General features: G+C 49.7%; 14 protein-coding genes. 12 read left to right on the top strand and 2 right to left on the bottom strand.

The features are described from left to right. The 3 genes from BLT35_RS14565 to BLT35_RS26990 all read left to right on the top strand — a co-directional run. Positions 1 to 237 (top strand): IS3 family transposase (locus BLT35_RS14565; RefSeq protein WP_139170817.1); only part of this gene is annotated, 237 nt, incomplete at its 5' end. 173 nt (positions 238 to 410) lie between these two features. Beyond that, positions 411 to 968, top strand: coding sequence for an NYN domain-containing protein (locus tag BLT35_RS14560; RefSeq protein ID WP_062409815.1), 558 nt, complete (start codon positions 411 to 413; stop codon positions 966 to 968). 33 nt (positions 969 to 1,001) lie between these two features. Further along, positions 1,002 to 1,154, top strand: coding sequence for a hypothetical protein (locus BLT35_RS26990; protein WP_175471992.1), 153 nt, complete (start codon positions 1,002 to 1,004; stop codon positions 1,152 to 1,154). Positions 1,155 to 1,271: 117 nt separating this feature from the next. Here the strand turns inward: BLT35_RS26990 and BLT35_RS14555 are convergent, their stop codons facing one another. Beyond that, positions 1,272 to 2,240 carry a GntR family transcriptional regulator gene (locus BLT35_RS14555; protein ID WP_074728633.1) on the bottom strand — a complete coding sequence of 323 codons (969 nt, stop codon included), beginning with the start codon at positions 2,238 to 2,240 and terminating at the stop codon, positions 1,272 to 1,274. Between the two features lie 283 nt (positions 2,241 to 2,523). Here BLT35_RS14555 and BLT35_RS14550 point away from each other — a divergent pair, with 283 nt between their 5' ends. Continuing rightward, the gene (locus BLT35_RS14550) at positions 2,524 to 3,018 is read left to right on the top strand and encodes an HPP family protein (protein WP_254777567.1); all 495 of its coding nucleotides are present in this window, start codon (positions 2,524 to 2,526) and stop codon (positions 3,016 to 3,018) included. Between the two features lie 227 nt (positions 3,019 to 3,245). On the opposite strand, the gene BLT35_RS14545 is transcribed toward BLT35_RS14550, so the two are convergent. Then, positions 3,246 to 3,920, bottom strand: coding sequence for a Crp/Fnr family transcriptional regulator (locus BLT35_RS14545; protein WP_074728629.1), 675 nt, complete (start codon positions 3,918 to 3,920; stop codon positions 3,246 to 3,248). Positions 3,921 to 4,432: 512 nt separating this feature from the next. On the opposite strand from BLT35_RS14545, the gene BLT35_RS14540 reads away from it, so the two are divergent. The 8 genes from BLT35_RS14540 (at position 4,433) to BLT35_RS14510 (ending at position 12,135) form a co-directional block, all read left to right on the top strand. Then, positions 4,433 to 5,665 (top strand): MFS transporter, encoded by a 1,233-nt coding sequence (locus BLT35_RS14540; RefSeq protein ID WP_367888798.1) that lies wholly within the window; start codon positions 4,433 to 4,435, stop codon positions 5,663 to 5,665. 375 nt (positions 5,666 to 6,040) lie between these two features. Beyond that, positions 6,041 to 6,508 carry a DinB family protein gene (locus BLT35_RS14535; protein ID WP_074728625.1) on the top strand — a complete coding sequence of 156 codons (468 nt, stop codon included), beginning with the start codon at positions 6,041 to 6,043 and terminating at the stop codon, positions 6,506 to 6,508. A 22-nt stretch (positions 6,509 to 6,530) separates the two neighbouring features. Beyond that, positions 6,531 to 6,695 carry a hypothetical protein gene (locus BLT35_RS26985; protein ID WP_160327391.1) on the top strand — a complete coding sequence of 55 codons (165 nt, stop codon included), beginning with the start codon at positions 6,531 to 6,533 and terminating at the stop codon, positions 6,693 to 6,695. Beyond that, positions 6,688 to 7,221, top strand: coding sequence for a GNAT family N-acetyltransferase (locus tag BLT35_RS14530; RefSeq protein ID WP_062409810.1), 534 nt, complete (start codon positions 6,688 to 6,690; stop codon positions 7,219 to 7,221). The genes BLT35_RS26985 and BLT35_RS14530 overlap by 8 nt, the downstream gene beginning before the upstream one ends. A gap of 216 nt (positions 7,222 to 7,437) precedes the next feature. Beyond that, entirely contained in the window at positions 7,438 to 8,511 is a 1,074-nt protein-coding gene (locus tag BLT35_RS14525; RefSeq protein ID WP_074728623.1) for an LLM class flavin-dependent oxidoreductase, read from the top strand. 157 nt (positions 8,512 to 8,668) lie between these two features. After that, complete coding sequence (locus tag BLT35_RS14520; protein WP_062411049.1) at positions 8,669 to 10,282, top strand: ABC transporter substrate-binding protein; 1,614 nt, start codon at positions 8,669 to 8,671, stop codon at positions 10,280 to 10,282. A gap of 12 nt (positions 10,283 to 10,294) precedes the next feature. Next, positions 10,295 to 11,224, top strand: coding sequence for an ABC transporter permease (locus BLT35_RS14515; RefSeq protein WP_074728621.1), 930 nt, complete (start codon positions 10,295 to 10,297; stop codon positions 11,222 to 11,224). A 17-nt stretch (positions 11,225 to 11,241) separates the two neighbouring features. Continuing rightward, entirely contained in the window at positions 11,242 to 12,135 is an 894-nt protein-coding gene (locus BLT35_RS14510) for an ABC transporter permease (RefSeq protein ID WP_074728619.1), read from the top strand. Positions 12,136 to 12,146: the final 11 nt, after the last annotated feature.

The raw sequence follows: 12,146 nt of genomic DNA, 5'->3' as shown, positions 1-12,146 counted from the left end.
TCGCTGAGTATGAAAGGCTGTCCGTACGACAACGCTGTCGCTGAAGCCACCTACAAGATCATGAAAACAGAGTTTGTGAATCAGATGAATTTCCAAAGTCTTCGTCATCTGGAGTTGGAATTATACGATTACGTAAACTGGTTTAACAAGTATCGCATTCATGGAACCTTAGGCTATATGACGCCTGTTCAGTATCGCCAAGAAGCCCTTAAAAAAAATTGTCTGATTTACTGTTGACAATCCAGCCTCGCCGCATTGGGGCGATGTGTTGCTTTTTTATTATTTGTTGCATATAATATCATCAGAGATAACCGCTACTGTTCTTTAAGGACGGTAGGTCAAGAGTTTTACAGAAAACAGCGGAGAAAATATTCCCCCGCTGTTTTCTTATTTGGGGAGTTGAGACTGTTATGACAGGAAGAGTAGCAGTATTTATTGATGGAGGATACCTTGATAATGTATTATTAAAGTTTTCAAAAGCTAGAATTGATTACGAGAAAATGGTTAATCATCTAGCAGGAAATATCCCGCTACTAAGAGCGTATTATTACCATTGTTTACCTCATCAGTCTTCAAATCCCACTGACGATGAGAGTAGAGAATTTTCTAATGCCGTCAAATTTCAAAGGACCCTGAGTAGGTTAAACAGTTTTACTGTTCGCAGAGGCAAATTAGCGTACAGAGGTATTGACGATAAAGGAAATGCTATTTTCGAACAAAAAAGAGTCGATGTATATTTGGCTACTGATCTTGTCATGCATAGTACGAAGAGATTAATAACACATGCGGTAATTGTAACAGGGGATAGTGATTTTATTCCGGCGGTAGAAATAGCCCAGTCAGAAGGTGTACATACGACTTTATTTTATGCCGACAATTCTATCCCCCATGATGAATTGTTAGATGCAGTTGATGCAAGAAACAAAATTACCCCGGAACTGATAACAACGTGGAAAAGAAATTCATAAAATCTTTTTTATAACAGTAACTTTTAGATCACCATGGCGATCCCTTCAAGGAGCAACGCTACGATTTTGATTGACGTGCAGAACGGCTTTTGCACGCGGCTGATCAAGGATTCTCAGCTGCAAATCATGAAACCCGGCAACGAGCATGATAAAAGCCGCGCTAATGAAACAGGGGATCTGCGATAATAATTGCCTTGCAAATAGAGCACAAGACCAACAGCAGCCAAACCGGCTGCTGTTTTATGTGTTGTCAAGAAAAAATACCACTCTCCTCACGGGAAAGCGGCATTCGGTGATCAGTGTTTAGTTGGCTGATTTTGCAAACTCTTGAAGAAGATTTTCACTGCTCTTTTCAAGAACCATCGGATACAATTCGACCTTATCCGGAGCTAATGCTTTTAATTCAGAATAGACGGCCGCGGAAGCATACACCTTATCAGACTTCTCGATGTTTTCTGTCAAGAGTGCCTCATCATCTATGCCAATGGCATGGGATTGAATGTGTGTAATATTGGCATCCTGTACCCGGCTGGCCATCCATTGGCCGCCTGCTTTTCCAAGGCAAACGAAGCTGACCTGACTGCCTGGTTTGAGCTGCGCGATTTGGAGGAGCAGCGGCATTTCGATTGTCGCTCCTATGGTTAATACATTTTTTTGATAGCGGGCGAATAATTTTTTTACCTCATCAGAATGATTCAAAGTGGTGACAACGACGTTCGAATAGTCAAGCGCTTCGATCGTGACGCTTTCGGTCGTCAACAGATCCTCTAAAAAAACCGTTTTGATTTCGGCGCCCGTTACCCGTTTAATTTCATCGCGATAGAACGTATGATCATGTCCTTTGCATTCAACGAACAGGAGCCGCAATTGATCCGTCGGTGTTTGATGATGCAAGAGAATATATGCGAGGCTGGCTGTGAAAAATTCGGTTAAGGGAATACCTCGCGCTTCGGCTTCTGCGATTGTCTTTGTGACAAGCTCATGCATAGGTTGCCGCATTTTTTGTAATTCTTTGATTTTGGCGCTGTCGATGACTTGTGTGCCTCGGCCTTTTTGTATGGAAACATAACCTTCGTCACGTAACTGGTTATAAACCAAGTTAACCGTGTTTCGATTAATGCCTAATAAGTCCGCCATCTGGTTTGCGGGAGGAAGCATCTCGCCTGTTTTGATTTTTTCGATGCCGATCAGCCACTTCAATTGTTCTTTGATTTGGGTATTTATACAAAAAGTTAAGTTAGGGTCGACTTTCAAGAGGATATCATTATCCATTAAATATTACCCCTTGCATAGTATACTAGTTTTTATCATCATTATACACCTATGCGCAATATATTCAAACCGGCGAAAGATGCAGACCCATTGCACGGTGTTGCGGTTGAGATTCAACCCGACCGGACAATGGATCGGCAGCCGGCAGAACAGGGTAATTTCTAATGAAATCTTGAACAGGACTATTGACACTCCGTAGTTAGCTTATTATCATTAATTACTAAATAACTATGTATTTATGAATGGAGTGAAGAGTGTGAATTCGCATTTTATTGGTTTTCTCATGAAGATGAGGGGGAAGGCCAGGAGCCCCCTGAAAGCCAATCCGTGGAATGCCTTTATGGGGTTTATCGGCGGGTTTCTGGCCATAGGCTTATTAGCTTTCTTGACAAATATTACTTCCGATTTATGGATTATGGCTCCGTTCGGCGCGAGTTGTGTATTGGCTTTTGCGGTTTGGGATGCGCCCTTCTCACAACCCAGAAATATTATAGGAGGGCATTTCATTTCAACGCTGGCAGGCTTAGCGGTATATCATGCTGCAGGCAATGGTCCTGTTGCGATGGCTATTGGGGTTGGCTTGGCCATCAGCCTAATGGTTTTGACGAAAACAACCCATCCGCCGGCCGGAGCTGATCCATTAGTTGTCATGATGTCTGGAAGCGGCTGGAGTTTCTTGGTAGCTCCCGTTCTAATTGGGGCGGTCATGATAGTGTTAGTAGCTCTTCTCGTTAATAATCAGGACAAAAAGCGTAATTACCCGACGTTCTGGTTTTAATTTCCGGATCGGATGGCGCCATCGGCGTGGGTTCCGCCGTGATGTTCCCGGACCTAGTGTAACACTGCACCGGCCTCCCGATCGGTTCATTAGTTACATACCACGAAAATGATAAGAAGAAAAATATAAGCTTGTATATCCAGTTCATCAGGTAACATGACAAATGGATTTCAAGCTTACAGCTATCGGGGTTTGTGAATGGTAACATGATTTCGGATATGATTTGATTACTCCATACCAAAAGCGGCAATGCGCTCAAGAGCCGGCAGATCCATTACACAAAGGGTTCTCTTCCGCAGCTCAACTATTCCGCGTGCCCGCCAGTCATTCAGCACCCGCGTAACCATCACCCTCGAGGTACCCGTCAAAGCGGAAAGCTCCTGATGAGTAATAGCCAGCGAACGAAACCCTTCGGGCTTGCGGTTGAGGATTTCAACAACAATACGGGCTAAGCGCACTTCGGTGGGGTCGAAAGTAAGGGTCATCATTTGATTGCTCAACATCCAAACTTTATGGGCTATCGATTGCATTAACGAGAACACGAAATCCGGACGAACGCGGGTGATGGTCTCCATGCTTTCTCTGGAGAACTCGCTAACTTGGGTCGACTCCACGGCTACGACCGTATACCAGTGATCAGACTGCTGGAAGAAAGGAACATCGGCAAAAAACTGGCCGCGTTCCGCGAAGGCAAATGCTTTTTCGATTCCATCCGGCCGGATAATCGTTGCCCGCACCTGTCCTGTGTGTACATAGAAGAAATGCTCTGCCGGCTCTCCTTGAAAGATGATGTTACTCCCCCGCGGGAAAAATCTTTGTGCGGCTGCTTCACTGACCTCAGGCGGCAGCGGCCCGAAATGGCGAGGATGAAAAGCTTCATCAATAACGTACTGCACATGCATAAGAACACTTCCTTTCTCCAATGTCGTTGAGTCGCATTATTCATCAATATATTTGTGTAAGTTTGACATTCTATATAAATACAATTTATACCTTCCTTAAGTTTCAATTTATTTGTTAGATTAATTGACATTAATTGTTTTGATCTAAGCTCAAAAGGCACAAAAGTGATGCCGAAAGAGGGGATTTAGAATTCGATCAAGTAAAATACAGTGGAATCTCCCCTCCTAAGTAAAGTATAACGTAAGGTTTTCTAACGTTCAATATTTCTGAACAAACTTTCTGAAACAAAATCCAACCACGTTAGCTTTAAATCGGTAAGGGATGGGAAATAACGCTTCTTGCGGCAGGCATTTGCGATTCCGTTCGGACGCTCTGTCCATGCAGAAATCGGACTATTGAATAAGAAAATAGATTTTCTCTATTAGCCGATGGTTGACGGGGGTGATAAAGTAAATTCGACAATGTCAAATCCAATACAACGGCCGCATACCGAAAGGAAAACAGCAGGCGGATGAGACGATGTACGAACCAATGGGGGGAGAGCATGGAACGGTACTGGAAACGCAATCTTTATATGTTATGGCTGGGTTTATTTTTTAATCACATGGCATTTACTCTTTCAGTTCCATTTTTTCCTCTATTTCTGCACAACGATCTGGGCGTTCAAAGCGGTCTGGAAGCCTGGTCCGGTTTTTCGATTTCGATCAGTTTTCTGATCAGCGGTTTGTGTGCACCGTTTTGGGGCTCGCTCGCCGATAAATTCGGCAAAAAGCCGATGCTGATTCGTTCGGGAATTGGTTTAGGCTTGGCACATCTGGCAAACTATTTCGTCTATGATCTCTGTACCTTCCTTCTTGTCCGGGTATTTCAGGGACTTATGGCAGGCTTTAGTCCCGCTTCCATCGCTTTGGTTGGCACGAATACACCGGAGAAGCATGTGGGATATGCCCTGGGCGTCATATCGACGTCCACAGCTGCGGGAGGGATTCTTGGACCGCTGGCAGGAGGCTTGATGAGCCAGTGGATTGGATTGAGGGGATGCTTCATAGCATCCGGACTGATTACGTTATTTTCCGCTATGATCGTCATGGCTGGGGTTATAGAGGTTCGCGAGAGACAGGCAGGGACCCGTCCCAGTGTTCTCGACGATCTTAAGCAGGCTGCCGTCAATACCCGATTGATGAGGATATATGGGCTGATCTTGCTGGTCTCGACCTCGGCTATGATTTTGGAACCGTTATTGGCGATCTATGTGGTGGAACTCGGCGGAAGCATAAACCATGCTTTGCTCAGTTCAGGTATTGTTTTTTCAGCAGTAGGTATTGCTACGGTCATCATGGGACCACGTTGGGGAAGGATCGGGGGGCGAATCGGTTATGAAAAAACACTTTTTATCGGCTTGTTGGGCGGAGGCATCGGCAATATTCTTCAGCTCGGTGTTCATCACCTTGTGGGCTTCGGTATTCTGCGTTTCAGTTACGGATTGTTTTTTGCAGCCGTTTATCCGGCTTTGAATGCGCTCATCATCAAATATGCCGACGATGAATTCCGGGGAAGGGCCGTCAGCTTGAGCCAAACTGCAAGCCAGTTCGGAATCGTGATAGGTCCGCTTGCTGGCGGTATTCTTGGGGGATGGATCGGTATTCAATTCGTTTTTCTGCTTACGGGATTAACGTTGATTGGTGCTGCCTGGACCATTAAGGCGATCTTCTCTAAGCAGCCCGACCGGACGCTGACCGGATAAGCTCTAAAAATGGTTGCGGAAAATGAATGCATCAGCGGCTGGATGAAGAGCAAATGACATCGCTGCCGCCGGTATATTTTACATCTGCAGATATAGAAGTTTTGAATGGATCAATAGAAGAAAGCTTTATACGGTATGGCGGATGATTGGTGTACATTATAGATGTGCGGCGTTAATCCGATAATACCGATGTGTATTTAATGAAATGCAGGAGGTGCAAATGACACAACGACGCTTAAAGCCGGGGGCCATTTGACGGAGTCGGAAACATATCAACGAGAAGTCCAATCCGCATTTTCTGAACCGGTTTGAGCCGTTAACCCTTTCTGTCCGCACCGGCCGGCGTGACCACACCATATTTGAGGAGGAAATCGGATGAGTCAAGTCGATATTCAAGCATACCTTGATACGCATCGTCAGTTAGTTCAGGCTGTGAAGGGATTGGATCAGCAGCGGTTAACGTGGAAGGCGGCGCCGGACTCATGGAGCGTGACTGAAGTGCTTGCCCATCTTGCCGATCACAGCATCGTTATATCCTTTCGGATTCGCGATATACTGGCAGGCACGACGGCCCGGCTTCCTGCGTTCAATCAGGATGCATGGGTCGCAGGACAAAAAGCGAATGATGGCGATGCGGCCGACTTTCTGTCGCTGTTCGGGCAATTGCTTCATTACAATAGCTTGTTATTCCATCGCCTGACCGATGAGGATTTGGAGAAGGCGGGGGTGAATGCCCAGGGCGAAACCGTTCGGATCGCCGATATCCTCAAAGGCTTCACGAAGCATGTGAACACCCATTTGGGCCAAATCGAACGAATCAAGCAGGCTTCCATCGCCATATAAGGCGCCGACAGCGAGACGGTGCATGGCATTTGGGTCTGCCCGTCCGGAAAAGCCGGTACCCGAAAGCAGCTGTGCTGCTCCGGTATTCAGCGGAACGTGGGATCAAGTGCTTGCTTATCAGAAGGATTTGTCATGGGTGAACAAGCAGCAAATGTTGCCTGTGGAAGAGGAGGGCTTAGATGAGTGAAGTTTACCGTCTTGCCACCCAGGAAGATGCAGAAAGACTGTTGGACGTCATTTATGAGGCTTACGTGACGATTCGGGAGTTGGAGCTTCAATGGCCTGCGGCTCATGCCGATCTTGCCCTGATCCAAGATAATATCAAACTTAACGAATGCTATGTCCTGGAGCTGGACGGAAAGATCGTGGCCACGCTGACATTGTCGAAGGATAAGCCGATCCGTTGGAACTCGGATCTTCCTTTTGTCAAATGGTTTGCGGTAGATCCCGAATATCAAGGGCGTCGAATCGGCAGCAGGCTGCTTGACTGGGTGGAAGAAACGATTATCCGTGACAAGCTGGGAGCATCCGCCCTTACGCTGGCAACAGCCGAGAAGCACCCGTGGCTGTTGGCTATGTATGAACGAAAGGGATATCAACGCATAGAGTCGATAGACTGGGGCAACGAAGACGGTACGATGCATCTCCTGCGGAAAATTGTAAACCCAGCATTGTATGAGGCACAGCTTCGCTCCTCTCAAGTAACTACATAGAACGACCTTGCAAAAGAGAACCGCCTTATTCAAGCGCAAGCCAAAGGTCTGAGCATCAGCCTGACGGGTTCGGCGTAATGCTGCGGGCTAAAGCCCCGGCTCCCGGATGCGTCGGTATTCGGGAAGCGGGTATACGCGATTTCGGGTCAACCGCAGGCAATCCGCCGGACATTTTGCGGAGTTTCAGCGTAAATCCTATTCATTCAGGGGGCGCCTATGAAATTCGCATTATTCAGTTTGGTCATGAATATCCGCAATGCGGTAACCGGAGAAACGCTGACAGCGCAGCAGAAGTTCCGCAATATCCTGAAGCAAGCCATCCTTGCCGAGAAGCTGGGCTTTGATGCGTATGGCATAGGAGAAAGACACGGTCCGCCCTTTCTTTCCTCTTCGCCTCCGGTGCTCTTGACGGCTATTGCTGCCAGAACGTCCCGGATTCGTTTGTTAACGACGGTTGCGGTGCTAAGTGTGCTGGACCCGGTACGAGTAGCAGAGGATTATGCTACCCTCGACCATCTCTCGGGGGGACGTCTGGAGATGATCATCGGCAAAGGCAACGATCCTCGGCATTATCCTCTTTTCGGAATTACGGAGGAGGAGCAGTGGGATTCGCTTGCCGAGAGATACGCGCTGCTTAAACAGCTGTGGAGTGAAGAAAGTGTCAGTTGGCAGGGCAAGTATCGTCCGCCTCTTCATGAAGTCACCGTTCTGCCGAGGCCTTACCAGCAGTCCATTCCAGTCTGGCACGGCAGCGCGTCCAGCCCTCTGTCCACCGAGCTGGCGGCCAAATACGGCGAGCCGATTTTCTCATCCAATACGTTTCACCCGCTCGCCAAGTATAAAGCGCTCATCGACCACTACCGCGAGCGTTGGGAATATTACGGGCGCGATCCCAGAGACGCGATCGTAGGAGCAGGGGCGGGGAGCCTGTATTTAGCCGATTCGACCGAGGAAGCCATCAAGCGCTACCGCCCTTATTACGATGCATTTCATGCGACCGATTCGGCAAAGCACAATCAGTCGCCGTTCAAGAGTCTTGAGGACAATTTGGAGAACGGCCCGATTCTTGTTGGAAGTCCCGACAGCGTGATAGAGAAGATTTTGAGGTACCATAAGGCCTTCGGTCACCAGGTGCTTTCCATTAGCGTAGACGGCTTGACCGAGGCGGAGCAGCGGGAGCAGATGGAGCGCTTTGCCGCCGAAGTAGCCCCTGTGCTGCGGCGGGAAATTCCAAGTACGGTATGGAGTGGAGAGCGCAAGCAGCCGCACACCATAGAAGGATCGTCATGACCGTTGTCAGTCAGGCCGATGTTATCCGGTTTTCTTTTTTATAAAATAGCTGGATTTGAAATCATTCATACGCAATGGTTTGGAATGATATGATGAAATCCGTTTTGGGAGAGTGGACTGTGTGAAAAGATCCCGATGGGTCAATTTAATCGCTCTTATGTCTGTCATCATGGTTTTGTCGGCATGCGGAGGTATTCATCCGAAAGCGGAAACAAGCCTGCCCGGCAATGACGGAAGCACGGAAGATAAATCGGAAGCCTTGCCTGGCGGAGAATTTTCGTACGCTTTGGCCACTTCGCCCGATTCCCTCGATCCGCACCGCAGCGGTCTGGCCGTAGCCGTAAGGGTGTTCCGCACGATCTATGACAATCTTGTCGTGCAGCTGCCCGACAACACGATCAAGCCATGGCTGGCCACCGAGTGGACGATATCTCCGGACGGTAAAAGCTATACGTTCAAGCTGCGCAAGGATGTCAAGTTCCATGACGGCACTCCGTTTAATGCCGAGGCGGTGAAATACAGCTATGACCGGATCCTTGATCCGGCCACCAAGGCCGCGAACGCGTCGGCTCTGCTGAAGCCCTACAAATCATCCGAGGTTATCGACGAGTATACGATCAAGCTGAACCTGGAGACGCCGTCCGTCGCCTTTCTTGGAAATTTAAGCCAAGCGATGCTGGGAATCGTATCTCCGACCGCAGCGAAGAAGTACGGCGATCAATTCGGTAAAAATCCGGTGGGCACCGGACCGTTCAAATTCGTGAAATGGAACGATAATCTGGAGATTAAGGTCGAACGCAACCCTGACTACAACTGGGCGCCGGAACTGGTCGGCAACAAAGGCAAAGCTTATCTGGGTGCCATCACATTCAAAATTATTCCGGAAGAGGGGACGCGCATCGGCAGCGTCCAGAGCGGGCAGGTGACGGCGGCCGAGACCGTTCCTCCCCAACATGTGGTGGCATTGAACAAAGATGCCAAGCTGCAGGTGCTGCAGGTCAACACAAGGGGGCTTCCGTATACGCTGTTCTTTAACCAGAAGCGTGAGCCATGGAATGACGTAAAGGCGCGGCAGGCCGTACAGTATGCCGTTGATGTCGACGCTATTGTCAAGACGTTGTATCTGGGGACATACCAGCGGGCCTGGTCGCCGCTGACACCCGATATTTTTGGGTATGACCCTTCTTTAGAACATTCGATCAAGCCCGACCTCGACAAAGCGAACCGCTTGCTCGACGAGCTGGGCTGGGTCAAGGGGGCAGACGGTATACGCCAGAAGGACGGCAAGAGGCTTACGCTGCATTATGTCGACGGTTCGCCGAACCGGGAGAAGCGCAATGATATCGCCGCGATCGTACAGCAGGAGTTGAAAAAAGTCGGCATCGCCGTCGAGGTGGAAATTACAAAGGACGTACAAACCGTCATCTATACCAAACAGGCATATGACCTATATGGCAACAGCCAGGTGAATTCGGATCCTGCCGCGCTGAATTCGTTCTATCGTACAACCGCTCCAAATGCGCGCCCATCGCTGTCCCGTCTGTCTGATCCCGAGCTCGACAAGCTGCTTGATCAAGGCGTCGTAGAGCATGACGAGGCAAAGCGCAAAGAGATTTACAAGAAGGTGCAGCATTATATTATCGACAATGCCGTCATTCTTCCGATCTATGTTTTCCCTTATACGGTGGCGGCCTCAAAGAACGTTACGGGCTTAAAATTCGATTCGCTTGGCTATCCGATTTTCAACGACGTCTCTCTAGTCCAAAAGTAGGAGGCCGCGGAGATGGGCAAGGCGATAGCATTTCGATTATTAAGCTCGCTGGGTGTCGTTGCGGGCTCCTCCATTCTCGTGTTCTGCATTCTGTACGTGCTTCCCGGCGATGTCGTAATGAACATGATCGATCCAAGCTCGATGAGCCCTGAGGCCATTGCCAATTTGCGGCGCCAGCTGGGGGTAGACCGGCCGTTCCATGAACAATTTCTCAGCTATTTCGGCCGTGTCCTGCAGGGCGATTTCGGGACCTCGCTGGTGAATTCGGAGCCGGTTCTGCCCAAAATCATCACGCATTTCCCGGCCACTCTGGCGCTTACGGCCGCAGCTTCAGTTGTCTCTGTGATCGTCGGAGTCGTGCTGGGTGTGCTGTCGGCCATCCATCGCAATACGGTCATTGATATCGTTGCCCGGGTCGTCGGTTTATTCGGGATTTCGATGCCCACCTTCTGGTCAGGTATTCTGCTGATTCTCATTTTCTCAGTGTACTTGGGCTGGTTTCCCGCGATGGGCTCGGACGGACTGGAAACACTGGTTCTTCCGGCGTTAACGCTCGGCATGCTCGGCGCGGGGTTCATTGTCCGGATTGTACGCAACTCGATGCTGGAGGTGCTCGGGGAACCATTCATCACGACGCTTCGCGCCAAAGGCTTGTCGGAACGGGCGGTCATGTACCGCCACGCGCTGCGCAACGCCCTCATACCGGCCGTCACCATGCTGGGGATCCTGATCGGCGAGATGCTGGCGGGCACGGTCGTCATCGAAACGGTCTTCTCAAGGCAAGGCATCGGCCGGATTATAGCGGACGCCATTATGGCCAAGGACTTACCGGTTGTGCAGGGAGTCATTTTGTTTTCGGCCATGGTGTATGTCATTGTGAACGTATTGGTCGACATTTCGTATTTGTACATTGACCCGCGGGTTAGACGCCCGCAAAGCTAGAAGGAGGATGAATGAAGATGAGAGAAGCCGCAACCATGAAACCGATATGGCGGGTGAAAAGGACAGCTGCGGCGTATCATCGCGCCCTCCCGAAACCAACCGTTTCGAGATTGCTTGTGTATGCCGCTGCGCTTATCGTTCTTTTCCTTATCGTCTGTGCGCTTGCTCCGCAGTGGATTGCCCGTTACTCCCCTACGGATATGCAGGCGGATCAAATCCTGTTGCCCCCCGGGGCGGCGCACTGGATGGGCACGGATTATTTCGGCAGGGACGTTTTCAGCGTCATTGTTTATGGAGCCCGTGAGTCGCTGTTCATCGGCTTCGCTTCGGTGATTGTCGGCGGTCTTTCCGGAGGAGCCATCGGGGCTTTGTCAGGCTACTTTGGCGGCCGGGTGGACAACGCGCTGATGCGGGTAATTGACGTTCTCATGACGATTCCTAGCGTAATGCTTGCACTGGCGGTCGCCGCTGCGCTGGGTCCGGGATTGTGGAATATTATTTTAGCCGTTGCCTTATCGACCGTGCCGAATTATGCCAGGATCATGAGAGGGCAAATTCTCAGCATCAAGAACCGCCCGTTCATCATGGCATCGCGTTCGATCGGCGCTGCCGAATTCCCGGTATTCATCCGGCACGTTCTGCCCAATTCGTTGTCTCCGCTATTGGTCATGGCCGCCATCGGCGTAGGCACCTCCATTCTGACCGGTTCGGGCCTAAGCTTCCTGGGTCTCGGCGAGTTGAAGGAAATACCCGACTGGGGCGCACTGCTGTCGCAAGGAAGAGGGTATCTGACGGTTGCATGGTGGATTTGCACGTTTCCCGGATTGGCGATTACGCTGTTCGTTTTGTCCGTTAATGTGATCGGTGACGCGCTCCGCGACGCCCTCGATCCGAAGAAGCGCCGTTCATAGGAGGAGCTGCA

The sequence above is a fragment of the Paenibacillus naphthalenovorans genome (assembly GCF_900099895.1).
GTDB classification, from domain to species: domain Bacteria; phylum Bacillota; class Bacilli; order Paenibacillales; family NBRC-103111; genus Paenibacillus_G; species Paenibacillus_G naphthalenovorans.
This window is presented reverse-complemented; position numbering and strand designations above follow the sequence as displayed.